The sequence below is a fragment of the Burkholderia sp. CCA53 genome, assembly GCF_001685525.1.
In the GTDB taxonomy this organism is placed as follows: Bacteria; Pseudomonadota; Gammaproteobacteria; order Burkholderiales; family Burkholderiaceae; genus Burkholderia; species Burkholderia multivorans.
Genome location: NZ_BDDJ01000001.1, coordinates 783,510 through 807,416, shown reverse-complemented (window position 1 = coordinate 807,416; position 23,907 = coordinate 783,510). Strand labels below are relative to the sequence as shown.

The window sequence follows — 23,907 nt, the reverse complement described above, 5'->3', positions numbered from 1 at the left end:
CAACGCATTCACAGACAGCGCATGAAGATTCATATCAAAGGCGGCACGCTGATCGATCCGGTCGCCGGCAGCGAACGGCAAGCCGACGTATTCATCTCGGGCGGCAAGATCGACGCGATCGCCGAAGCCGGCCACGCGCCGGCCGGCTTCGCCGCCGACAAGACGATCGACGCGACGGGCCAGATCGTCGCGCCCGGCCTCGTCGACCTGTGCGCGCGGCTGCGCGAGCCCGGCTACGAGCACAAGGCGACGCTCGCGTCCGAGATGGCGGCGGCCGTCGCCGGCGGCGTGACGACGCTCGTGTGTCCGCCGGACACCGATCCCGTGCTCGACGAGCCGGGCCTCGTCGAGATGCTGAAGTTCCGCGCGCGCAATCTGCATCAGGCCAACGTGCATCCGCTCGGCGCGCTGACCGTCGGGCTGAAGGGCGAAGTGATCACCGAGATGGTCGCGCTGACCGAGTCCGGCTGCGTCGGCTTCACGCATGCGAACGTGCCGCTGCGCGACACGCAGGTGCTGCTGCGCGCACTGCAGTACGCGAGCACCTACGGCTACACCACCTGGCTGCGCCCGCTCGACGCGTTCATCGGCAAGGGCGGCGTCGCGGCGAGCGGGCCCGTTGCGTCGCGGCTCGGGCTGTCGGGCGTGCCGGTCGCGGCCGAGACGATCGCGCTGCATACGATTTTCGAACTGATGCGCGTGACCGGCGCGCGCGTGCACCTCGCGCGGCTGTCGTCGGCGGCGGGCCTAGCGCTCGTGCGCGCGGCGAAGGCCGAAGGGCTGCCCGTCACGTGCGATGTCGGCGTGAATCATCTGCACCTGATCGACGTCGACATCGGCTATTTCGATTCGCAGTTCCGGCTAGATCCGCCGCTGCGCAGCGAGCGCGATCGCGAGGCGATCCGTGCGGCGCTCGCGGACGGCACCATCGACGCGATCTGCTCCGATCACACGCCGGTCGACGACGACGAGAAGCTGCTGCCGTTCGGCGAAGCGACGCCCGGCGCGACCGGCCTCGAACTGCTGCTGTCGCTAACCGTGAAGTGGGCCGACGAGACGCGCACGCCGCTCGCGCAGGCGCTGCGCCGCATCACGTCGGCGCCTGCGGACGTGCTGAATCTGCCTGCCGGCCGTCTGACCGAAGGCAGTGCGGCCGATCTCTGCGTGTTCGACCCGCGCGCGCACTGGCGCGTCGAGCCGCGCGCGCTGAAGAGCCAGGGCCACAACTCGCCGTTCCTCGGCTACGAGCTGCCCGCATGCGTGCGCGCGACGCTCGTCGCCGGGCAGGTCGCGTTCGAGCGCAACTGAACCACGCCGGGCTTTCGTCATGAACGCTATCCGCAAGCTGCGCCTCGTCTTTCACCTGTTGCGCGGCATGGCGATCGTCGCGCTGCGCTTTTCGCACGTGACGCCCGCGCGGCGCCTCGAGCTCACGCGCCGCTGGTCGCTCAAGCTGCTGCGCATCTGCGGGCTGCGCCTCGTCGTCCACAACGACGGCGCGCGTCTTGACGCGGGCGCGCTTGTCGTCGGCAATCACGTGTCGTGGCTCGACATCTACACCGTCAACGCGTGGCGGCCGACGCCGTTCGTGTCGAAGGCCGAGGTGCGGCAGTGGCCGGTGGTCGGCTGGCTGGCCGAGAAGCTCGACACCGTGTTCCTGCAGCGCGAGAAGCGCACCGAGGCGATGCGGGTCATGCACGAGATGGCCGACCGGCTGCGCAGCGGCGGCGTGATGTGCGTGTTTCCGGAAGGCACGACATCCGACGGGCAGGGGCTGCTTCCGTTCCATGCGAATCTGTTCCAGGCCGCGGTGTCGGCCGGCTGCGCGGTGCAGCCGATCTGCCTGATGTACGAGGATGCGCAGGGGCGGCAGTCGGTCGCGCCGGCCTATACGGGCGAGTTGTCGCTCGGCATGTCGCTCGACATGGTGCTGCGCGGCGGGCCGCTCGTCGCGCATCTGTACGTGTGCGATCCGATCCCGCCGGGCGGCGACCGGCGTGCGATGTCGGCCGCCGCGCGCGACGCGATCGCGGCCGCGCTTGAAGCGATGCAGGCGACGGTCGGCAAGCCGTCGGCCGAGGCGCTGGCCGAGCTCGCGAAGCATGCCTATCCGGTCGCGGAAGTCGGCTCTGACGCGGCCCGCGACGGTGCCGCCGAAGAGCCGGTGCCGGGGCGCGAAGGCTGATCGTGCCGCGGCCCGTTGGCGCGGGCCGCGGCCGTTACATTGCGGTCATTCGCCGCCCGGTGTGCGGCATGCTTCGCATTGCACTTGCGTGACCGTGCGCTGTGCCGGATCGGCCGTCAGGCGCACGGCCGACAGCTGATTGCCCCATACGCATCCCGAATCGAGCGCGACGACGTTGTCGCGCAGCATCAGGCCGAGCGCGGCCCAATGTCCGAACACGACCGTCACGTCTTCGGTGTGGCGGTCCGGGGCGTCGAACCACGGCAGATAGCCGGGCGGCGCGCTCTCGGGGCCGCCGTTCGCCTTGAATTCCATCGCCCCGTCCGCGGTGCAGAACCGCAGGCGTGTGAAGGCGTTGAACGCGACGCGCATCCGGTCGCGCTTTTTCAGGTTCGGATTCCACTGGTTCGGCTCGTTGCCGTACAGCTTTTGCAGCGTCTCGCGCCAGTCGGGCGCGCGCAGTGCCTGCTGGAGTTCGTCCGCGAGTTCGAGGGCGAGCGTCACGTCCCATTGCGGCAGCACGCCCGCGTGGACGAGCAGTTTGCCGTCTTCGAAATGCGCGAACGGGCGGTGGCGGACCCAGTCGAGCAGGGCGTCGGCGTCGGGCGCATCGAGGATCTCGCCGATCGTGTCGCCGCGGCGCTCGGTGCGGATGCCGGCCGACACGGCGAGCAGGTGCAGGTCGTGGTTGCCCAGGACGGCCGTGACGCGCGGGCCGAGGTCGATCAGCGAACGCAGCGCGGCGAGGGAGCCGGGGCCGCGGTTCACGATGTCGCCGGCGATCCAGAGCGGCGTATCGGCGGGGGCGGAGAGTTTTTTCAGCAGCGAATCGAAAGCTGAATGACAGCCTTGGATGTCGCCGATGGCGATGGGAGTCGGGGTCATGAGAGCGGCAGTGCTATTGATTTCCGCGCGGAAAGAAGATTCGTTGGTACGAGACGCCATTTTGCAACCGACGTTCCCCGAAATGTCATTGATTCGACAGGAAATTTTATTCGACGCAGGGGTCCCGAGCGCTGTATCAAGTTGTTAGCGGCGTGGATTTTGCGGTCGACGGGTCCCTATAATTGTCGTTTTCCCGAACAAAATTAGCATTTCATGACTTTGACTGCCATGGTGGGCGGGTAAAATTCTCGGTTTCGCGTGACGATGACGCCGCGTGCGAATCCGATGCGGTAGGGCCGGCTGGCGCTACCGGGCATTACTAGAGGGAGCCCCATGATTCTGGTTACGGGCGGTGCTGGCTTTATCGGCGCCAACTTTGTACTCGACTGGCTGCGCGCATCCGACGAAGCCGTGCTCAACGTCGACAAACTGACCTACGCGGGCAACCTTCGTACGCTGCAGTCGCTGGAGGGCAATCCGAAGCACGTGTTTGCGCGTGTCGATATCTGCGACCGCGCTGCGCTCGACGCACTGTTCGCCGAGCACAAGCCGCGTGCGGTGCTGCACTTCGCGGCGGAAAGCCACGTCGACCGCTCGATTCACGGCCCGGCCGATTTCGTGCAGACCAATGTGGTCGGCACCTTCACGCTGCTCGAAGCCACGCGTCAATACTGGAACGCGCTGCGCGAAGCCGACAAGGCCGCGTTCCGCTTCCTGCACGTCTCGACGGACGAAGTATTCGGCTCGCTGTCCGCCACGGACCCGCAATTCTCGGAGACGACACCGTACGCGCCGAACAGCCCGTACTCGGCGACCAAGGCCGGCTCCGATCACCTCGTTCGTGCGTACCATCACACCTACGGCCTGCCGACGCTGACGACGAACTGCTCGAACAACTACGGCCCGTACCAGTTCCCGGAAAAACTCATTCCGCTGATGATCGCCAACGCGCTTGCCGGCAAGCCGCTGCCCGTGTACGGCGACGGCCAGAACGTGCGCGACTGGCTGTATGTAGGCGACCACTGCAGCGCGATCCGCGAGGTACTCGCGCGCGGCGTGCCGGGCGAGACGTACAACGTCGGCGGCTGGAACGAGAAGAAGAACCTCGAGGTCGTGCATACGCTGTGCGACCTGCTCGACGCGAAGCGGCCGAAGGCAACGGGCTCGTATCGCGATCAGATCACGTACGTGACCGATCGCCCGGGCCACGATCGCCGCTATGCGATCGACGCGCGCAAGCTGGAGCGCGAGCTCGGCTGGAAGCCGGCGGAGACGTTCGAAACCGGTCTCGCGAAGACGGTCGACTGGTATCTCGACAACCAGCAGTGGGTCGACGAAGTCGCATCGGGCGAGTACCGCAAGTGGGTCGAGACCAACTACGCGCAGCGCGCGTAAGGGTGGCAGACATGGCACGCAAAGGCATCATTCTCGCGGGCGGTTCCGGCACGCGGCTCTATCCGATCACACAGGCCGTATCGAAGCAACTGCTGCCCGTGTACGACAAGCCGATGATCTACTATCCGCTGTCGACGCTGATGATCGCGGGCATTCGCGACGTCCTGATCATCTCGACACCGCAGGACACGCCGCGCTTCGAATCGATGCTCGGCGACGGCAGTCAGTGGGGGATGAACATTCAGTATGCGGTGCAGCCGTCGCCCGACGGTCTCGCGCAGGCGTTCATCATCGGCAAGGGCTTCGTCGGCAACGATCCGTCGGCGCTGATTCTCGGCGACAACATCTTCTACGGCCACGATCTCGCCAAGCAGCTCGAGCACGCCAACGCGCAGGCACACGGTGCGACCGTGTTCGCCTATCACGTGCACGATCCCGAGCGGTATGGCGTGGTCGAGTTCGACAAGGACTTTCGTGCGCTGTCGATCGAAGAGAAGCCGGCGAAGCCGCGTTCGCACTATGCGGTCACGGGCCTGTACTTCTACGACAACCGCGTGTGCGACATCGCGGCCGACATCAAGCCGTCCGCGCGCGGCGAACTGGAAATCACCGACGTCAATTCGCGCTACCTCGCCGATGGCACGCTCAACGTCGAGATCATGGGCCGCGGCTACGCCTGGCTCGACACCGGCACACACGATTCGTTGATCGAAGCGGCGAGCTTCATCGCGACGCTGCAGAAGCGGCAAGGGCTGGTGGTCGCGTGCCCCGAGGAAATCGCATACCGCCGCCACTGGATCGACGCGGAACAAGTGCAGAAATTGGCGCAGCCGCTGGCGAAGAACGGCTACGGCAAATATCTGCTGAACATTCTTACGGATCAGGTTGCATGGCCATCACGGTAACTGCTACGGCACTGCCCGAAGTCAAAATCATCGAGCCGAAGGTATTCGGCGATGCGCGCGGCTACTTCTACGAAAGCTTCAACGGGCGCGAGTTCGCGGAGCAGGTCGAGCCGGGCGTCGAGTTCGTGCAGGACAACCATTCGCGCTCGGCGAAGGGTGTGCTGCGCGGGCTGCATTATCAAATCCAGCATGCGCAGGGCAAGCTTGTGCGCGTGGTCGAAGGGGAAGTGTTCGACGTGGCCGTGGACATTCGCCGCAGTTCGCCGAACTTCGGCAAGTGGGTCGGCGTGACGCTGTCGGCGGACAACCATCGGCAGCTTTGGGTGCCGCCCGGATTCGCGCACGGCTTCGTCGTGCTGTCGGAGGCGGCGCAGTTCCTCTACAAGACGACCGATTACTGGTACCCCGAGCACGAGCGCAGCATCGTGTGGAACGATCTGGATATCGCCATCGAGTGGCCGATCGATTTCGAGCCGCTATTGGCGGCGAAGGACGCAGCGGGCAAGTGCTTGGCCGATGCCGACGTATTCGCGTGACGCGATGCAGAGAGGCAAATGATGATTGCCCCAAACAGTAACCACACAATTCTCGTCACGGGAATCAGTGGCCAAGTCGGGTTCGAATTGCTGCGGACGTTGCAGGGGATCGGTCGCGTGATTGCGCTCGATCGAGCCGCGCTCGATCTACGACGTCCCGACGCGATCCGGACGCTTGTGCGCGAAGCACGTCCGTCGATCATCGTGAACCCGGCCGCGTATACTGCGGTCGACCAGGCGGAGACGGACGTTGTGACGGCGCGGCAGATCAATGTCGAAGCGCCCGCCGTCCTAGCCGAAGAGGCGAAGCGTCTGAATGCCGTGTTTGTCTATTACTCGACCGATTACGTGTTCGACGGCAACAAAACCGGCCCGTATGTCGAGGACGATGCGACCGTGCCACAGAGTGTATATGGCGTCACTAAGCTTGAAGGTGAGCGGGCGATCGCGGCGGCGGATTGCGCGTATTTCATCTTTCGCACCAGTTGGGTGTATGGTCGCCGGGGCAAGAACTTCCTGCTGACGATGCTGCGCCTCGCGGAGCAGCGGGCCGAGCTCCGTGTGGTCGCCGACCAGATCGGAGCGCCGACCTGGTCGGCGACCGTTGCGACCTTGACCTCGCATGTATTGGCGCAGGGTGTCGGCGCATTAGGCGAATTGCATGAATGGGCGGCGCCGCGAAGCGGCGTGTACCACCTGACAGCTAGCGGCAGCACGTCGTGGGCCGGATTCGCGGAGGCGATCTTTCAGCGTGCGGCTCTGACATCGGCGCCGCGTGTCGTACCCATTCCCGCGACCGATTATCCATTGCCGGCGAGGCGTCCCATGAATTCACGATTGGATACATCGAAGCTGACCGAGGTGTTCGGCATTAGACCACTGGACTGGCGCGATGCACTGGATCTGTGCCTGGGTGGCGCATGTTGAACGGTATCCTCCCCGAGGACGTCGGTGCAGTCGTCGTTTTCTACAACCCCGACCGGGCATGCATCGAGCGCGCCAATCGAATCGCGAATCTGTGTCGCTGCATCGTCGTCGACAATACGCCGGCGGATGCGCATTCGCCAGACGTCGAACGCGCGCTTGATGCGCGCATCGGTTATCTGGCGAATGCGCGCAACGTCGGTATTGCGACCGCGCTGAATCAGGGGCTAGAGCGCTTAATTGCGGAGGGCCGCAAATACGCGTTGCTGTTTGATCAGGACAGCGAGCCAACTGAAGCATTGGTATCCGAACTAGTGCGCGCGATGAGCGAATGTATTGCGCGGGGCGAGCTGGTTGCCGTGGTGGGGCCAGCCTATGAAGATACGCGGCTGCGGGGAGTGGCGCCGTTCGTGCGATTTGGGTATTTCCGTCTGAAGAGAATCGCGCCGCTTGGCGATGTGCCGATCGACGTGGACTTCCTGATCACGTCAGGCTCGTGTGTGAATCTCGGATGCTGGAGTGACGTCGGACCCATGGACGATTCGCTATTCATCGATTTCGTCGACACCGAGTGGTGCATACGTGCGCGGTCACGCGGTTATCGCGTGGTCGGCATACCGTGGATCAAAATGCAGCACGAGCTGGGCGAAGAGCCGATTCGTGCGCTGGGGCGTAGTTATCCGATGCACAGCCCTGTGCGTCACTACTATCTGTTTCGCAACGCCGTGGCGTTGTTGAAGCGTAGCTATGTTCCGTGGACTTGGAAGTCGACGGAGTTGGTCAAGCTTCCCGTGCGGCTAGTCATCTATGCGTTGTATGCGCCGGACGCGCGCGCGCATCTGACAATGGCGCTGCGTGGCATCCGACACGGCTGGGCCGGCCGGATGGGAATGCTGTAACGAATTGTGAGAATGCCGAACGACGGGGATGAGCATCAATCGAATTGGCCAATGCGAGGCTCGTCGGCAAGTGCGAAGGCGTGCTTCGACGCATCGAGCGTGAGGTTGGGGTTGTAGGCAGGGTCGTTGAAGAGTGCCGCGCCCCAGCGTTGTTCCATGAAGCGGATTTCTCGCGCGAAACGTCGTGCCTTCTCGGGCGAGAGATCGGAGCCGCGCGTGGCGGATTCGTGATGGTATAGCTCGGCGTAGGGCGTCCAGACATTCCGATAACCAGCATTGCGGACACGGATGCAGAAATCGACGTCATTGAAGGCGACAGCGAGCTCTTCGTCGAGGCCATGCACTTCATCGTAGATTGACCTGCGAATGAGCAGGCAGGCAGCGGTGACTACGGAGAGGTTCTGGGTGGACACGGCTCTGCCGAAGTAACCGAATGCGCCGCGTGGCAGCCGGGCGTGGATGTGGCCCGCCACGCCGCCGAGACCCAGCATCACGCCACCATGCTGAAGTGTGTCGTTTGGGTACCAGAGGCAGGCGCCGATGGCACCATTGCCAGGCCGCGCAGCGAGAGACACCATCTCCTCGAGCCACTCGGGCGTGATGACCTCGATGTCGTTATTGAGCAGGCAGATGTATTCGCCATGCGACTGGCTGACGGCGGCGTTATTGAGCGCCGAAAAGTTGAATGGACGATCGTCGCGCAGCACGCGGACGTTCGGACGTGTATTCAACGAATCGAAGTACGCGAGCGTTTCGGGCTTCACGCTGCCATTGTCGACGATGATGATCTCGAAGTTCGGGTACGTGCTGCGGGTGAAGATGCTCTCGACGCATTGCCGAAGCAGTTCGACCCCGTCGCGTGTCGGAATCACGATCGAGACGAGCGGCGCGGGTGCCGGCATTGCATAGCGCACGCGAATTAGGCCAATATCGCTGGCGGCTTGCGAGACAGTCGCCTCGACACCAATTCGCTGCAAGTGTTCTTCGACAGCGCGAATGCCGGCGGTTAGCGCGTAGGGCTTTTCTGCGCCGGATGCCGCGGTGCTACCGGGAACGACGCGCCAATGGTAGAGGATATGAGGTATGTGGTGAACCGCGCTGTGTCCGGCTTTCTCGATGCAGCGCAAGGCGAGGTCGTGATCTTGGCTTCCCTCGAAGCCCTTCCGGAAGCCCCCGACCTCGCGAACGAGCGCTGTTTCATAGACGCCGAGATGGGAGAACAGGTTTTGTGTGAGGAACAGCTCCGGGTTCCAGTCACTCTTGAAGTATGGGGCAATGCGTCGGCCGTCCGGCGTCAGCTTGTCTTCGTCACTGTAAAAGAGGCGAGCGCCGGGATGCTCGTTGATCGCCTTGACTACCATGTAGAGCGCGTGCTCAGGGAGGATGTCGTCATGATCGAGCAGCGCGACGTATTCCCCGGATGCGCACGCGAGCGCGCTATTGCTGGCTTCAGCGATATGGCCGTTTCGATCGCGGAGCACCACTTTGATTCGTGCGTCGCGGGACGCGTAATCGGCGAGCGTGGTTCGTACTGCCTCGATCGTGGACGCATCGTCAGCAATGCACAGCTCCCATTGCGGGTAGATCTGCGCCCGCACCGATTCGATCATCTCGTGCAGCAGCGCGATGTCGCTGTTATAAGTGGGCACAACGATCGAGATCAGCGGGCGGCGCGCAAATCCCGCGACAGCGGTCCGCAACGTGGCGCGTTTAGCGTCGTCAATGGTGTCGTACTGTGCGATCCAGCGGGCATACGCTTCGGGACTGTCCTCGAACGTATCGCGCGCGAGAATCCGCGTGGCGCGACGGCGAACACCTTGCATGCCCTCTTTGTGCCAGATCGCGTAGTAGTGGCGAAGTGCGTTGATGACGCCGCCGCGCGCGCGCAGGTGGGCCGTGAGGGACTCGGCCGCGTGCACGGCGCGACGCGTTGCGTGGACGCAGGCCCGCAACGGCGCAGTGATGCGCCACGATGCCGACGCGTGAACGGCGGCAAGATCAGCCGAGAGCTGTTCGATGATCGATTGTGCGTTCGTACTCGACTGCACGCGGGTTTCCGCGTCGGCAAGCTTTCGCTGCAGTTCGGCGACCCGCGTTTCGAGTTCGGCGATGCGCGCATCCGCTTGCCAGCCTCCCATAGAGACTGAGCTTCGGGATGCGGCCTCACGGTCGGCGTTGGGCGAATCGCTGGGAGTTTGCATGATCGTGAAAGTTCGACTTGTAGGACAAACAGCGACCATGCAGACATGTGGCCACTGTATGAGGCGATCGATTATAGCGGAGGCATGTGCCTACGCCGGACCGCGCGGTGGTGCCGGTCGAGAGCAGGGCGTCGGCCTGGAACGGAAAAAAGTCAATCAATTCAGGGATATATCCGGTGTGCTGAGCGGCACGGGATGGAACTTAGGGGTTGGGGCCATTACAATACGGCCTCGAAACCGGGAGGGTAGGGACGTCGCCACGACATGGGGCGATAACCTGCGATGCAGTCTGCTTTCATGGCGTGCGATGAGGGAGCGGTTATGTCGACGATGCGAACGGATATACGCACGCCAGCGCGAGTGGGTTGTTACTTTTGAGATAAAAGGGTCACACAAAACATGCAACAGTTATCTGCAGTACGAGGCGGCGAAAGCAGAGCGACGCTTGCGATGCGAGACGTGGTAGACGGGATTAAGGCGTACCCGATCTGGACGACACTCGCCTGGCAGGACATTCGCCAGCGCTATCGGCGTTCGGTGCTGGGGCCGTTCTGGATTACGCTTACGATGGTCGTCACGATCGCCGGCATGGGGCCGCTCTACGGCGCATTGCTCAACATCAAGACGGAAGAGTTCGTTCCATATCTCGCGCTCGGCATCATCACGTGGGGGCTGATTTCGACGCTCATCCTCGATGCATGCAACGCATTCATCGGCTCGGACAGCATCGTGCGTTCGGTACGGCTTCCGCTCTCGCTGCACATATTCCGGTCTGTCTATCGAAATCTGCTGTTTTTCGCGCACAACATTCTCGCGTTCGTACCGGTGATGCTGTACGTGAAAATTGTGCCGACACTGCAGTGGTTGATGGTCATCCCGGGCCTGTTGATTATCGTCGTCGCTGCCGTGCCGCTATCGATCCTGCTCGGCATTTTCTGCGCACGATTCCGCGACATGCAGCCCATCGTCGGCAGCGTTGTCCAACTTGCGTTCTTTCTGACGCCGATCTTCTGGAAGCCCAGTGCGCTCGGTCATCGCGCATACGTTGCGCACTACAACCCGCTTTACATGTTTCTCGAACTTGTTCGCGGACCGCTGTACGGCGCGGTGCCGGACGCTTCGGTTTACGTGGGCGCCGGGATCACGACGGCGGTCCTGTTCGCGCTTGCGATTCCGCTGTTCATCCGCTTTCGTTCCCGTATCGCGTTCTGGATCTGAGTCATGGCATTTCTTAATCTCGACAATTGCAGCCTCAACTTGCCTGTCTATGGCGCAAGCAACCGCTCGCTGAAGCAAATGATGCTGTCGTCCGTGACCGGCGGCCGAATCGCGTCGGATAGCCACAAACTCACGGTAGTGGAAGCGTTGCGCGGCGTGTCTCTCGATATTCGTGCCGGTGATCGCGTTGGCCTGATCGGTCATAACGGCGCCGGCAAGACTACGCTATTGCGTTTGCTTGCCGGCATTTACGAGCCAACTTCAGGCGTATTCCGTAGTCAGGGGCGCGTGACCAGTCTGCTTGACCTGACGCTTGGCCTCGACTATGAGGCGACTGGATACGAGAACATCGTGCTACGCGGGCTGATTCTTGGGTCATCGAAGGCGGAAATGCAGCGCCTCACGCCGCAGATTGCAGAATTCTCGGAGCTGGGCGATTACCTCAATATGCCGGTGCGGACCTACTCGAGCGGTATGGTGCTGCGATTGGCGTTCGCGATCGTGACGAGCGTGCACGCCGATGTGCTATTGATGGACGAGTGGCTCAGTGTAGGTGACGCCGACTTCGTGAAGAAGGCGGAGAAGCACATGATGGATTTCGTCGGCAAGGCCGACATTCTCGTGCTTGCGTCGCACAACTGGAACATCATCGACGATCTTTGCAATGTGATCGTCGAGATGGAGGCGGGGGCGGTCAAGGAAGTTCGGCGGGTTTGAATTCACTGGCATGCATCCTGTAAATCTGGTTCGCGCCGCCATCGCATTTCAGCGACGCGTTGTGTGTGAGGCGGCGTCGCGCGCAGGCGTTTGCGGACGTTCTACTGCTGACCGAGACAGCGTGGCGGGGTCCGCGCGACTTGCGGCAGCTGCACGGAGGCACGCGCGCGCGAGGAACACATGTCGCTACTAAAGGTCTTCGTTACAAGTGAGCTGTTTCCATTTACGCATGGTGGAATTGGTCGCGTCATTGCCAACCTACTTGGCCTGCCAGAGCTTTCGAGTACGGGCGATCGCCAAGATAAGCCGGCAGTCGCGGTAGTTTTCACGGGCGAGTCGTTTGACGAGGTTCGGTTCAACGCACGTTTTCCAGGCGTGTTGTTTGTAGACGCGACGCCGCGAACGTATGCCCAACGCGACAGCGATACCGGTTTTCGCTACGTTCCTCCTGATCTTTACACGACGCACCCGTTGCACGCCGCATCTGTGAGGGCAATGCAAGCGCTCAGGCGGCTCGAACGCGAACATGGTCCGCTGGACTACATCGAGTTCCCCGACTGGGGCGCGGCCGCGTTCGCGACAGTGCAGGAAAAGCACCTGGGTCTTGCTTTTCAAAGCGCAACGATCGCTGTACGTCTCCACACGTCGGACAGCGTGCTGAACGCGATGGAGGCGCGCCCCGTCGACCGGGCTGCGCTTTCCCTGTTCGATCTGGAGCGCAAGGCGCTGGCCGATTGCGATTTGATCATCGGCCAGGTCTCGGGATCGGCGGCCGCCATGCAGCAGATTTTCGATTTCGACGATTCGGAATGGCTGCCGCGATTACATATCGACGCACCGCCCGTCGTGTTGGATTACAGCATGCCGGTGCAGAGGTCGATCGCGGTCACGTGGGACACGCCGATCGTCTTTTCGTCGAAGATACAACGCATCAAACGTCCCGATATTTTTGTGCGGGGATGCTGTGATTTTCTCCGACTCAATCCGCGCTATTGCGGACACATTGGCCTGATCGCGATGGCGACGGATGGGGACTATCTGGCAGAAGTGCGTCGCCTCATCCCAGACGATTTGCTCGATCGATTTCACTTTGTTACCGATGCCGATAGTGCTGAACGTCATCGCATCATCAGCGAGTCTGTATGTGTGTTTCCGGGAACGTTTGAGTCATTCTGTCTCGCGGCATACGAAGCATCACTCTCAGGCGCCTTGTGCGTCCTGGCGGAGTCGAATCCTGCGTTCGGGCATGATTCGCCATGGCAGGACGGTATTAACTGCACTAAGTTCGACGGATCGCCGGCCGGCTTGGCTCGCGCGTTGTCGATGCTATTTGCCGCACCGCGAGCGCTTCACCCCATTATCATTCAGACCGGGCCGAGGCCATGGACATTGCCGAAGCGCGCCCGCTCGCGTGAGCGGGCGTCCGGCGCTGCGCTCGTCAGCGTTCTGATTCCGCACTATAACCTCGGCGGCTACGTTGAGGAAACGGTCGATAGTGTACTGGGCTCCGCGTATTCGAATATCGAGGTGATTATCGTTGATGATGCATCGACCGACCCCGCAAGCCGTGATGCACTGCTTCGGTTGCAGGCCAGAAACGACGACCGCGTCCGGGTGATCTGGTCGACGCAGAATCGCGGGCTAGCCGCCACGCGCAATCTTGCGCTTTCATACGCACGTGGCGAATTTGTGTTGACGCTTGACGCCGATGACTTAATTGACAGCCAGTTTGTATCGATCGGCGTGGACACCCTCACGCTTAACCCAGATGTGTCATTCGTCGTTCCGCAAACGGCATATTTCGACGATCGGCACGACGCGGACCCGGCTGCGGACGTATGGAGCCAGTGCATCACCTTCGTGGGCGAGGCGAGATCCTCTGGCTTGTGCCAGAACCGGTTTTCGACGGCGACCATGATGGGCCGGGCGGATGTGTTGCGGTCACTGGGATACGACGAATCACTGAGCGCCTACGAGGATTGGGATTTATACATGCGGGCAGTGATGGCCCGTAGTCGTTTTGTTGTCACGAATGCTGTTCATTTTTATTACCGTCGGCGTGCACAGTCGATGATACATTCCGACGCGGCGACGCGCCGGATCGGAATGTACTACCACGACATTCTGCGCAAGAAACGGATCATGTTCGGGAGGACGGCACTGCCGATGTATGTACTCGAGGGGATTAGCGGCATGGTCCATGGAGAGTCCGTCGAGGCAATGCGTGCGAAGCTCGATGCGTATGAAGGAAGCGCTGTCGTTACCGCAGCGCTGGCATTGCAGGTTCGTCTGAATCGGCTTCCGCATTGGATGCGAGCAGGTTTGAAACGGATGGCGTACTGGATGTTGCCTTCAAGAAAGGTAAGACGTGAACACATCGTTGGCGTACGCGCTGACAGGTAGGTGAGGTCATCAATGGAAAAGGCAAATCAGAACTACTGGCTGCATCAGTCAGGGGCGGATTACGAGCGTCAGCAGAACTGGCGCGCAGAGCAAGGGCGTGCGGCGTATCGAGCACAAGAGGCCTGGTTAATCGACCATCTGCGCGATCGCAGTGAGCAACTCGGTAGGCCAGTGCGTGTACTTGACTTTGGCTGTGGTTTTGGGCGGATGACACGCGTTCTCGCGGCGTACCCGTTCGTGGACTACCACGGCTACGATTTTTCGGAGACGATGATCAGGCAGTTGCTCGACGAGCCGCCTGCGACGTTGACGGATGCAGATAGTCGAATTCGTGTTGCGCCGAGTGTGACGGAGGCGTTTGCCGGGACCACGTTCGACGTGGTCTTCACGGTGTCGGTGCTGATTCATAACGCGCGCGACGATGCCGCGCGTCTATTGATGGAAATGCGTAGCCTACTGCGACCAGAAGGTTATCTGTTGCTGATCGAGAATCAACTCGTGCCGTTTGATCTTCGAGAGAACAATTGGCATGGCGGCTGCTGGGTACATGATTATGTTGGTGATTTGGCCGCCGACAGCAATGTGCAGGTTTTCCACGATGTCATCCAAAGTCACGACGTCTACAAGATCGAGCCTGTCGGCGCGCATGGCCGGTCCGTTTCGATCGTGCGGTCCGATGGTGAGGTCCGCCCCCTTGACGAGTGCGAACGAATTAAAATAAGCCTGCCGAGACTGAAGGTCGCTCTTCAAGGACTGGCTAGTGAATTGGAGCAGGGCGATATTGCTGCGCTTGAAGGACAGCTTCACGACTTTGCCGAAACGGCGGAAAACCAGCAGCGACTCATCGACAGACTGGAACGCGAGCTGGAAAGCAAGCAGATCGAGATCACACGGTTGCGCAAGGAATGCGCTGATCTGCGAGAGGTGCAGGACCTACGCAAACGTCTGCATCGCGTCATGATCGACGCGCACCGCGAAACCGCTCCGATTCACGTAGTGCCGGTTGCTACGAACGACGACTCGCGGATCAATTTTGCAAACACGTTCCCGGATGTGCGAATTGCGGAATGGCAGGCCACACGGGACACGATGTACGCAAACTCAGACACGAGATTCGATCGTGTATGTCACATCTTTCATAACGACTGGATGGGTATCCGTTCGGCTGTTGGTGCGCTGCCCGGCTACAAGCTTGCGATTCCATCATCAACGGGGATTCCCGTGCATGAGATTGAAGTCATCATGCAACGACTGCACGATCACGCGATCGAGAAGATCGTCCTGCACGGGATTTCCGATTCTATGTATGCATTGACGCGTGCACTTGCAGACAACGGATTCGATGAGCAGTACCTCGTCTGGCACGGTACGACTGCGCAATGGGTGTGGGAGGATGAGCGGCGTTATGCGCAGATGGCGATTCGTATGGCGCGGGAGGGCCGAGTCAAACGCTTCAGTGCAATTCGTCGCGGCCTTGGACCGATCGTCGGTGAGCGCAATTTCGCGCCGCAACTGGTCAACATGCCGCCCAAGGTCGACAATGGTCAGGTGCGGCGGCGGCCGCCGCGCTCAGGGAGTTATAGCGCGCTCGCGCCGTCATGGAATGATTTGCGGAAGAACCTAGCAACGAATGTTCTCGCTGCGCACACAGTGAAATCGGTGGATTCGATCTATGTAGTTGCAAAGGACTTTGAGCTGCCGAAGTGGATCTCTACAAAAGTGAAAAAGGTGGGATATCGCGATCACGCAAGCATGCTCGAACTGATGGCGACGATGGACATCGTATTGAACGTGACGACTATCGATTGCCATCCAATGGTCGATCTTGAGGCCATGTCAGTGGGCACGCCTTGTGTACGTGGACCGCTGTTTCTTGATGGTCTTGAAAATCACCCGTACGTGCGTCTCACTGCCATCGATAATCCGATGAGTGTCGAAGATGTCGCGCGTTGTATCGCGCAAGTGCTAGACACGGGGGAGAGGGAACTCGTCGACCTGATGGACGACTACAAGCGCCAGCTTCATGAGCTGTCGGCGCAACGCTATGCCGAATTCCTGGCAATTTGAGAACGAGGGACCAATGAGAGTTTTCGTAACCACCGAGCTGTTTCCTTTCACGCACGGGGGCATTGGGCGTGCTATTGCCAACATGTTGTCCTCGGCCGATCCCGCTCTTGCGGCGCGGACGGCTATCGTTTGGGTTGGTGACGATCTCGATTCGAATCGATTCGCATCCGTATATCCGCATATTAAGCTTATAGTTGCATCGAAGCTGAATTACGAGCTTGTCGATGCGAGCGGCGTCTCTTATCCACCGGAATGGGCGTTCACGGATACGGAGTGGCACTGGCGATCGGTGCGTGCTCTTCAGGGACTTCGCAAGCTCGCAAGTGAAGTCGGTACGCTTGACTACATTGAATTTCCCGACTGGGGAGGGCTCGGTTTCGCGACAACGCAGGAGAAGCTCCTGGGCCGGGAGTTCGGCGATAGTGTCATCGCGGTCCGCTTGCACACGGTGGACAGCTTGCTTGCCGACGTCGACAGTCGGCCCGTGGGCAAGCACGCGCTTGCAACCTACGACCTCGAACGCAAGTCGCTGGCTGATTGCGATTATGTTATCGCTCAGATTCCGGAAGTGGGACATGCGATCAAGGCTTTCTTCGGCTTTTCGGATGAAGAATGGTTGCCGCGGATGCACGTCCACGCGCCACCCGTGACGCTGGATTTTGGCGGCGTTGCACGAGAGCCGATCAAGGCCTCTGCGCATACGCCGATCGTATTTCCATCGAAGATCCAGCATCTGAAGCGGCCGGATCTTTTTCTGCGTGGTGCGTGCGGATTTTTGCGCGCCCATTCGGAATATCGGGGAAATGTCGTTTTCGCCGCACATTCGTCGCCGGACGCTATGGCGCGGCTGCAGAGGATGGTTCCGCCGGATCTGAAAGAGCGCTTTGTCTTTCTCGACAACGCCAGCCCCGTCGAGCGCGCACATTTGCTGTCCCGGTCGATTAGCGTGACAGCCTCGCAGTTCGAGTCATTCTGTTTGTCGGCGTACGAGGCTTCGCTTGCCGGTGCAATTTGTGTATTGAATGGCAACAATCCGGCTTTCGGCGATACTTCACCGTGGCGTGACGGGACGAACTGTTGCAAATTCGACGGTTCCGCCGAGGGCCTTGCCGCCGCGCTTGCGATTGCGTACACGCGGGGCGTGGCGGAAGTCGTGAAAACGCCCTGTGATCCGTCGCCGTGGGATGTGTTGCGGGTATCGCCCGGTCCGACGTCGGTCGCAAACCGCCCGCTCGTGTCAGTGGTCGTGCCGCATTTCAACCTTGGCGAGTACCTTCCGCGCACGCTGGATTCGGTCTTGGCATCAACCTACGAGAACGTCGAAATCGTCGTGGTTGACGACTGTTCAACTGACCCGTTGAGCTGTCTCACGATCGAACGCATTCAGACATTGGAAGGCCGCATACGCATCATTCGGAACCCAATGAACCTCGGACTGGCAGCGACGCGAAATGTTGCGCTTCAGCACGTGCGCGGTGAGTTCGTACTCACGCTTGACGCCGACGATCTCATAGGTCCGCAATTTATCGAGTTGGCGGTCAATGCGTTGCGACGCAATCCTGCATTCGATTTCGTTGTGCCCCAAACTGGTTTTTTCCTCGATCGTGAGGAAGGGCAGATCGGTCGACAGGCCGCCTTTGCGGATTACGCCGTCTTCTATGGCGAGGCGCGGGCGCTCGGCCTGTACGAAAACCGCTTTTCCACTGCGACCTGCATGGCGCGTGCTAGCGTGTTGCGCGAGCTGAAGTATCGCGAAGAACTCGAAGCATATGAGGATTGGGATCTCTATACCCGGGCAGTGGCTGCCGGCAAGCGTTTCATTGCAACGAATGGCATACATTTCTTCTATCGGCGCCGTGCGAACTCGATGTATCACACGCCGGAGCGTTTCGCGCGTCATCGTGCGCTATATCATGCGCTGTTGACGGGCAAGGCAGTCGAGACGGGACACGTGAAACTCCCACTGTATGTGCTGGAGGGTGGACAGGACGCGCATGTGGTGCCCGGTCCGTCGCAGGACGAGCTTGATGCGTTGCAGGGCGAGCTTGCGTTCTATCGGAACAGCAGAGCCATTTTTGCGACGCTGAAGATTGTGGAGTACCTTAGGATTAAGGCGCCGTGGGCGATTACTCTCGTGCGGTATGCGATGCAAACGGCGTGGCGCGCGCGTAGGCGCCTGCGTGCCTAGTGGCCGTCGAGTTCCCGGCGAGAAAAGGATCGTCGCGGAACCCGGGTTGAGGGCGTAGTCTGATGGAAATAGCATTGCGTCGTACGCGCGAAGTGCGACTACGGTGGAGTAGACGGAATCGGCCAGCGGTTGGCTTTCACGCTGGCGCGCTATCGGTTGGGCAATTCCGGTTATGGACCTCCTAATGCCATGGCCGGAGCGCACGTTTCTATCTATGGCTTACCTGTTAGGCGCACTTCTGCTGGCGCGAGCCGTTAGGAATGCGCTGGCGGACATGCCATTGAGGAACTGACTCAACGCTTTCCGCGACCGCAGATCTAGCGAATTCAGCGTCTGGCTGGGGCGGCATCCTACTTGCGATTACGGCGCAACTTTTTTGGTGCCCGCTACCGGTCCGCGCTAAAATCCTAGGGGGCAGCGCCGCGTAAGGAACGGAGGGCATGCTCGTGCAGGGCGGCAGATAGGCGCGGTACTTGCGGTCGGTCGAGCTCTGCTAGCCTGTCCAACCGGCGCTTCATCATGAGAGCGCGTTGTCAAACCACGGATGAATGCAATAAGCGCCCCGTCTCTAGACGCCGACGGCTTGTCGGTTTCCATCGTCGTATATCGTCCCGATGCCGCTCAACTCGAGCAAACGCTCGTCAGCTTGGGCGCGGCCTGCATGCAACTGCACACAGAATCGCCCGAGTGTCCGATCGACCTCTATTTGATTGACAATGGCGGGCTGGGCGATGTCAGTGCCGTGACACATCGGCTCAACGCCCAGGGCATTACATGCCGTGTCCTGACCGGGCACGGCAATGTCGGCTATGGAAGAGGGCACAATCTCGCGATCGACCTATCGACGCGTCCGCTCCACCTGATCTTGAATCCCGATATCGATCTGGACACGCAGGCTCTGGTTGTAGCGCGCAAGTTCTTCGACTCGCATTCCGACGCAGGTGCGCTCGCGCCCCGTATCGGCGATGAGTCCGGCGGACTTCAATACCTTTGCCGCCGCTACCCGTCGATCATCGATCTGCTTGTGCGCGGCTTCCTACCCCTGCGTTTTCGGCAGCCTTTCGCGAACCGCCTTGCACGCTACGAAATGCGCGATGTCATTAACGATCTAGACATCGTATGGGATCCCCCCATCGTCAGCGGATGCTTCATGCTATTCCGTACCAGCGTTCTGAAAAAGTTGGGCGGATTCGACCCGCGCTACTTCCTGTACTTCGAAGATTACGACCTAAGCCTGCGCACGCACGATGTCGCGCGCGTCGCCTACGTACCCTCTGTCCGCGTGATCCACCACGGCGGTGGTGCATCCCGCAAGGGCTTCGCGCACATCCGCATGTTTGCCGCATCGGCGTTTAAGTTTTACAACCGTTTCGGCTGGAGGTTTTCGTGACCCATATCGTCGTAACGGGCGCAAACGGCTTCGTCGGCCGCGCGGTGTGTCGCCGCGCGCTGGCGGCGGGGCACACCGTGACCGCGCTTGTGCGGCGGCCAGGGGAATGCGTCGGGGGCGTGGGCGAATGGGTGCACGCCGAGGTCGATTTTGATGGCCTCGATGCTGCGTGGCCGGTCGATTTGGGCGCCGACTGCGTGATCCATCTCGCCGCACGTGTGCATGTGATGCGCGACGAATCCCCCGATCCTGACGTCGCGTTCGACGTGACCAACGTCGCAGGCACCCTGCGTCTTGCCGAGGCCGCCCGCAAACATGGCGTGCGCCGAATCGTGTTCGCGAGCAGCATCAAAGCGGTAGGTGAGGGTGACGGTGGAACGCCGCTGTCGGAACGGGCATCACCGGACCCAGAGGACGCCTACGGGCGCTCCAAGCTACGCGCGGAGCGAGAGCTTGCGTGGTTCGGTACAGCCAACGGGCTCGATGTCGTGATCGTGCGTCCGCCACTCGTCTACGGTCCGGGCGTTCGCGCCAACTTCCTGCGCATGATGGACGCGGTCGCGCGCGGGATGCCGCTACCGCTCGGTTCCATCGCGGCACGCCGCAGCATCGTCTATGTCGACAACCTCGCCGACGCACTGCTGCACTGCGCGGTGGATCCGCGTGCCGCAGGCGAATGTTTCCACGTTGCCGACGACGATGCGCCGTCGGTCACTGATCTGTTACGACTGGTCGGCGACGCACTCGGGAAGCCAGCCCGCCTGATCCGGGTTCCGTCCGCTGTGCTGCGGGCGCTCGGTACGCTGACCGGCCGCCAAGCGGCAATCGACCGCCTCACCGGTAGCCTTCAGCTCGACACGGGCCGGATCAAGCGCGTCCTCGGCTGGCACCCGCCTTACACGACGCGCCAGGGCCTCGAAGCCACCGCCGCATGGTATCGTTCGCGCGATACACGACAATAGCCGACATGCATCTCCCGATACCCGCCTGGCTTGCCGCGACCGCGGTGGCCCTGGTTGCTGCCGTCGCGTCGACGGCGATCTTGCGCGTTCTGCTCGCAACCGGCCTCGCGTGGCGCCTTGCAACCGATATTCCGAACGATCGTTCGCTTCACACACTGCCGACGCCGCGTGTCGGCGGGTGGGGCGTTGTCCCCGTTTGTCTCGTCGTGCTGCTGGCATGTGCGCCGCGCTTATGGTTGATTGCCGTCGGCGCAGCGGCGCTCGCCGCGATATCCCAGATCGACGACCGCCGTGGACTTCCCGCTCGCGTCCGGTTCTCGGCGCACCTCGCGGCGGTGGTGGCATTGATTGCCGTTTATCCCGCTGCGGCGCCTTGGTGGCTGTTGGCCGGCGTCGGGTTCATGATGGTATGGCTGACGAACCTGTACAACTTCATGGACGGAGCCGACGGTCTCGCGGGCGGGATGGCGTTGTTCGGCTTCGGCGCGTATGCGGTCGCGGCGTTGAGCGGTGTGAATCCATCGCAAGGCCTCGCGGTTGCAGGCGCGGCGGTAGCCGGCGCCGCGTTCGGTTTTCTTCTCCTGAATTTCCACCCGGCGCGGCTGTTCCTGGGCGATGCCGGCTCGATTCCGCTGGGCTTCCTTGCCGGTGCGCTCGGCTACTGGGGGTGGCGTACCGCCGTCTGGCCGATCTGGTTTCCGGCACTCGTGTTCGCCCCCTTTATTGCCGACGCGTCTGTAACACTTTTGAGACGAATGTTACGCGGAGAACAGTTCTGGCAAGCACACCGGGAGCATTATTATCAAAGGATGGTTCGGTCGGGCATCGGTCATGGCCGCACCGCTCTTTATTGGTACCTCATCATGCTCGCAGGCATAATCGTCGCCTTGTGGGCAAAGGGCCGCCCGGAGCCGCAGCAATGGCTGTGGTTCTTCGCGTGGTACGGCGTCCTGGCATGTATCGGAGTGGTGATCGACATGCGTTGGCGCCGGCTTCAGACGGCCGCCAAAAACAATTCGTGAGGTTTCCCGCCGATGTTGCGATCCAAAGCATCATGGCTGTCGCTGAGTGCTTTCCTTTTCGACCTGACGGCGGTTGTCGCCGCATGGCTCTGCGCATATCTGGTGCGCTTCAACGGAAATATCCCGCCTGACTTCCTGAGCGGCGCGCTGACCGCAATGGGATGGGCACTGCCCGTCTACGCCCTGATGTTCCATATGTTCGGCCTCTATCGCGGCCTATGGGTGTTCGCGAGCCTCCCGGATCTGATGCGCATTTCGAAGGCAGTCGTCGGCGGCGCCGTGATCGTAATGATCGGCGCCGTGATGTTCCAACCGACGCCTATTATCCCGCGCTCGGTGCTGCTCGTCTCGCCGCTAATGCTGTTCCTGGCAATGGGCGGCGCCCGCGCCCTCTATCGCGCGACGAAGGAGTTCTACCTGTACGGCGGCCTCGTCGGCCAGGGCAAGCCCGTGCTCGTCCTCGGCGCCGGCACGGCCGGCGCGAATCTCGCGCGCGAGCTGTCCCGTTCCGGCGAATGGCGGCTCGTCGGTCTGCTCGACGACGACGTCACGAAGCAGGGCCGCGAAATCTACGGCTACAAGGTGCTCGGCTCGTTCAACGACCTGAAGCACTGGACCGACGCGATGAAGGTCGAATACGCGATCATCGCGATTCCGTCTGCTTCCGTCGAAACGCAGCGACGTGTCGCGACGCTCTGCGTGCGCGCCGGCGTGAAAGCGATGGTGTTGCCGTCGCTCACGGCGCTGATGCCGGGGCAGGGCTTCCTGTCCCAGGTGCGCAACATCGATCTTGAAGACCTGCTCGGTCGCGAGGCGGTAACGATCGACACGCCGCACGTCGAAGCGCTGCTGCGCGGCCGCGTCGTGATGGTCACGGGCGCCGGCGGCTCGATCGGCTCCGAGCTGTGCCGGCAGATCCTGCGCTTCGCGCCGGCGCAACTCGTCGCATTCGACCTGTCCGAATACGCGATGTACCGCCTCACCGAGGAATTGCGCGAGCGTTTCCCCGATCAGCCGGTCGTGCCGATCATCGGCGACGCGAAGGATTCGCTGCTGCTCGACCAGGTGATGTCGCGCTATGCGCCGCACATCGTATTCCACGCGGCCGCCTACAAGCACGTGCCGCTGATGGAGGAGCACAACGCATGGCAGGCGCTGCGCAACAACGTGCTTGGCACGTACCGCGTGGCGCGTGCGGCGATCCGCCATGAGGTGCGCCACTTCGTGCTGATCTCGACGGACAAGGCCGTCAATCCGACCAACGTGATGGGCGCGAGCAAGCGGCTCGCCGAAATGGCATGCCAGGCGCTGCAGCAGACGAGCGGCCGCACGCAGTTCGAGACCGTTCGCTTCGGCAACGTGCTCGGTAGCGCAGGCAGCGTGATTCCGAAGTTCCAGCAGCAGATCGCGAAGGGTGGCCCGGTGACGGTCACGCACCCGGAAATCACGCGATTCTTCATGACGATCCCGGAGGCATCGCAGCTCGTGCTGCAGGCATCGAGCATGGGACGCGGCGGCGAGATCTTCATTCTCGACATGGGCGAGCCGGTCAAGATCGTCGATCTGGCGCGCGACCTGATCCGTCTTTACGGATTTTCGGAGGAGCAGATTCGCATCGAATTCACCGGCTTGCGGCCCGGCGAAAAGCTCTACGAGGAACTGCTTGCAGACGACGAGACGACGACGCGCACGCCGCATCCGAAGCTGCGGATCGCACGCGCCCGCGAAGTGCCCGACAACCTGCTCGACGAACTGTTGCCGTGGCTGATGCAGCATCGCGTGCTGACCGACGACGAGGTGCGGCGCGATCTGCGGCGCTGGGTGCCGGAATATCAGACAGCATCGACGCCTATGTTGCAAAGCGTCCCGATGGCAGTACGTGCGGCGCCAGACGGTTAACGGTGGTTCAGATACGCTGAGGGCTAGCGGCGAGCACGAGCGGTAGCCGGGGCCTGCAAAACCGTTAGCGGTTTAGCCAGCGCATGTCTCGAGATGTCGCGCCACCCCGCC

At 61.6% G+C, this 23,907-nt stretch carries 18 protein-coding genes; 16 read left to right on the top strand and 2 right to left on the bottom strand.

The window, feature by feature from the left end:
* The first annotated feature begins 21 nt into the window (after positions 1-21).
* Together BCR55_RS03750 and BCR55_RS03745 are read left to right on the top strand one after the other, a co-directional pair.
* Entirely contained in the window at positions 22-1,308 is a 1,287-nt protein-coding gene (locus BCR55_RS03750) for a dihydroorotase (protein ID WP_065494200.1), read from the top strand.
* Positions 1,309-1,327: 19 nt separating this feature from the next.
* On the top strand, positions 1,328-2,185 hold the full coding sequence (locus tag BCR55_RS03745; protein WP_065494199.1) for a 1-acyl-sn-glycerol-3-phosphate acyltransferase: 858 nt from the start codon (positions 1,328-1,330) through the stop codon (positions 2,183-2,185).
* Positions 2,186-2,230: 45 nt separating this feature from the next.
* On the opposite strand, the gene BCR55_RS03740 is transcribed toward BCR55_RS03745, so the two are convergent.
* The gene (locus tag BCR55_RS03740) at positions 2,231-3,070 is read right to left on the bottom strand and encodes a symmetrical bis(5'-nucleosyl)-tetraphosphatase (RefSeq protein ID WP_065494198.1); all 840 of its coding nucleotides are present in this window, start codon (positions 3,068-3,070) and stop codon (positions 2,231-2,233) included.
* A gap of 333 nt (positions 3,071-3,403) precedes the next feature.
* On the opposite strand from BCR55_RS03740, the gene rfbB reads away from it, so the two are divergent.
* Genes rfbB through BCR55_RS03715 form a run of 5 tightly spaced genes read left to right on the top strand, consistent with a single transcriptional unit; the run spans position 3,404 to position 7,729 of the window.
* Complete coding sequence (rfbB, locus tag BCR55_RS03735) at positions 3,404-4,465, top strand: dTDP-glucose 4,6-dehydratase (protein WP_065494197.1); 1,062 nt, start codon at positions 3,404-3,406, stop codon at positions 4,463-4,465.
* An 11-nt stretch (positions 4,466-4,476) separates the two neighbouring features.
* Positions 4,477-5,370, top strand: a complete 894-nt coding sequence (rfbA, locus tag BCR55_RS03730) for a glucose-1-phosphate thymidylyltransferase RfbA (RefSeq protein WP_065494196.1) — start codon at positions 4,477-4,479, stop codon at positions 5,368-5,370.
* Positions 5,355-5,906: a dTDP-4-dehydrorhamnose 3,5-epimerase gene (gene rfbC / locus BCR55_RS03725; protein WP_065494195.1), complete on the top strand. Its 552-nt coding sequence runs from the start codon at positions 5,355-5,357 to the stop codon at positions 5,904-5,906. Before rfbA ends, rfbC begins: the two co-directional genes overlap by 16 nt.
* 21 nt (positions 5,907-5,927) lie before the next feature.
* Complete coding sequence (gene rfbD, locus BCR55_RS03720) at positions 5,928-6,833, top strand: dTDP-4-dehydrorhamnose reductase (RefSeq protein ID WP_065494904.1); 906 nt, start codon at positions 5,928-5,930, stop codon at positions 6,831-6,833.
* Entirely contained in the window at positions 6,827-7,729 is a 903-nt protein-coding gene (locus BCR55_RS03715; protein ID WP_065494194.1) for a glycosyltransferase family 2 protein, read from the top strand. Before rfbD ends, BCR55_RS03715 begins: the two co-directional genes overlap by 7 nt.
* Positions 7,730-7,764: 35 nt before the next feature.
* On the opposite strand, the gene BCR55_RS03710 is transcribed toward BCR55_RS03715, so the two are convergent.
* On the bottom strand, positions 7,765-9,930 hold the full coding sequence (locus tag BCR55_RS03710) for a glycosyltransferase (RefSeq protein ID WP_254661817.1): 2,166 nt from the start codon (positions 9,928-9,930) through the stop codon (positions 7,765-7,767).
* Positions 9,931-10,329: 399 nt separating this feature from the next.
* Here BCR55_RS03710 and BCR55_RS03705 point away from each other — a divergent pair, with 399 nt between their 5' ends.
* The 9 genes from BCR55_RS03705 (at position 10,330) to BCR55_RS03665 (ending at position 23,796) form a co-directional block, all read left to right on the top strand.
* Positions 10,330-11,148: an ABC transporter permease gene (locus BCR55_RS03705; protein ID WP_065494193.1), complete on the top strand. Its 819-nt coding sequence runs from the start codon at positions 10,330-10,332 to the stop codon at positions 11,146-11,148.
* A 3-nt stretch (positions 11,149-11,151) separates the two neighbouring features.
* Positions 11,152-11,865: an ABC transporter ATP-binding protein gene (locus BCR55_RS03700; RefSeq protein WP_065494192.1), complete on the top strand. Its 714-nt coding sequence runs from the start codon at positions 11,152-11,154 to the stop codon at positions 11,863-11,865.
* A gap of 180 nt (positions 11,866-12,045) precedes the next feature.
* Positions 12,046-14,268 carry a glycosyltransferase gene (locus BCR55_RS03695; RefSeq protein WP_065494191.1) on the top strand — a complete coding sequence of 741 codons (2,223 nt, stop codon included), beginning with the start codon at positions 12,046-12,048 and terminating at the stop codon, positions 14,266-14,268.
* Positions 14,269-14,280: 12 nt separating this feature from the next.
* Positions 14,281-16,335 (top strand): bifunctional 2-polyprenyl-6-hydroxyphenol methylase/3-demethylubiquinol 3-O-methyltransferase UbiG, encoded by a 2,055-nt coding sequence (locus BCR55_RS03690; protein WP_083211765.1) that lies wholly within the window; start codon positions 14,281-14,283, stop codon positions 16,333-16,335.
* A 13-nt stretch (positions 16,336-16,348) separates the two neighbouring features.
* A complete protein-coding gene (locus BCR55_RS03685) occupies positions 16,349-18,523 on the top strand; it encodes a glycosyltransferase (protein WP_065494189.1) in 2,175 nt (724 codons plus the stop codon).
* Between the two features lie 544 nt (positions 18,524-19,067).
* Positions 19,068-19,913, top strand: a complete 846-nt coding sequence (locus tag BCR55_RS03680) for a glycosyltransferase (RefSeq protein ID WP_065494188.1) — start codon at positions 19,068-19,070, stop codon at positions 19,911-19,913.
* On the top strand, positions 19,910-20,875 hold the full coding sequence (locus BCR55_RS03675) for an SDR family oxidoreductase (RefSeq protein ID WP_065494187.1): 966 nt from the start codon (positions 19,910-19,912) through the stop codon (positions 20,873-20,875). The genes BCR55_RS03680 and BCR55_RS03675 overlap by 4 nt, the downstream gene beginning before the upstream one ends.
* A 5-nt stretch (positions 20,876-20,880) precedes the next feature.
* Positions 20,881-21,897, top strand: coding sequence for a glycosyltransferase family 4 protein (locus tag BCR55_RS03670; RefSeq protein ID WP_065494186.1), 1,017 nt, complete (start codon positions 20,881-20,883; stop codon positions 21,895-21,897).
* 12 nt (positions 21,898-21,909) lie between these two features.
* Positions 21,910-23,796 carry a nucleoside-diphosphate sugar epimerase/dehydratase gene (locus BCR55_RS03665; RefSeq protein ID WP_065494185.1) on the top strand — a complete coding sequence of 629 codons (1,887 nt, stop codon included), beginning with the start codon at positions 21,910-21,912 and terminating at the stop codon, positions 23,794-23,796.
* Positions 23,797-23,907: the final 111 nt, after the last annotated feature.

Coding starts and splice junctions, on each gene's coding strand:
- BCR55_RS03750 (WP_065494200.1), top strand. CDS start 22: ATGAAGATTCATATCAAAGGCGGCACGCTGATCGATCCGGTCGCCGGC.
- BCR55_RS03745 (WP_065494199.1), top strand. CDS start 1,328: ATGAACGCTATCCGCAAGCTGCGCCTCGTCTTTCACCTGTTGCGCGGC.
- BCR55_RS03740 (WP_065494198.1), bottom strand. CDS start 3,070: ATGACCCCGACTCCCATCGCCATCGGCGACATCCAAGGCTGTCATTCA.
- rfbB (WP_065494197.1), top strand. CDS start 3,404: ATGATTCTGGTTACGGGCGGTGCTGGCTTTATCGGCGCCAACTTTGTA.
- rfbA (WP_065494196.1), top strand. CDS start 4,477: ATGGCACGCAAAGGCATCATTCTCGCGGGCGGTTCCGGCACGCGGCTC.
- rfbC (WP_065494195.1), top strand. CDS start 5,355: ATGGCCATCACGGTAACTGCTACGGCACTGCCCGAAGTCAAAATCATC.
- rfbD (WP_065494904.1), top strand. CDS start 5,928: ATGATTGCCCCAAACAGTAACCACACAATTCTCGTCACGGGAATCAGT.
- BCR55_RS03715 (WP_065494194.1), top strand. CDS start 6,827: ATGTTGAACGGTATCCTCCCCGAGGACGTCGGTGCAGTCGTCGTTTTC.
- BCR55_RS03710 (WP_254661817.1), bottom strand. CDS start 9,930: ATGCAAACTCCCAGCGATTCGCCCAACGCCGACCGTGAGGCCGCATCC.
- BCR55_RS03705 (WP_065494193.1), top strand. CDS start 10,330: ATGCAACAGTTATCTGCAGTACGAGGCGGCGAAAGCAGAGCGACGCTT.
- BCR55_RS03700 (WP_065494192.1), top strand. CDS start 11,152: ATGGCATTTCTTAATCTCGACAATTGCAGCCTCAACTTGCCTGTCTAT.
- BCR55_RS03695 (WP_065494191.1), top strand. CDS start 12,046: ATGTCGCTACTAAAGGTCTTCGTTACAAGTGAGCTGTTTCCATTTACG.
- BCR55_RS03690 (WP_083211765.1), top strand. CDS start 14,281: ATGGAAAAGGCAAATCAGAACTACTGGCTGCATCAGTCAGGGGCGGAT.
- BCR55_RS03685 (WP_065494189.1), top strand. CDS start 16,349: ATGAGAGTTTTCGTAACCACCGAGCTGTTTCCTTTCACGCACGGGGGC.
- BCR55_RS03680 (WP_065494188.1), top strand. CDS start 19,068: ATGAATGCAATAAGCGCCCCGTCTCTAGACGCCGACGGCTTGTCGGTT.
- BCR55_RS03670 (WP_065494186.1), top strand. CDS start 20,881: ATGCATCTCCCGATACCCGCCTGGCTTGCCGCGACCGCGGTGGCCCTG.
- BCR55_RS03665 (WP_065494185.1), top strand. CDS start 21,910: ATGTTGCGATCCAAAGCATCATGGCTGTCGCTGAGTGCTTTCCTTTTC.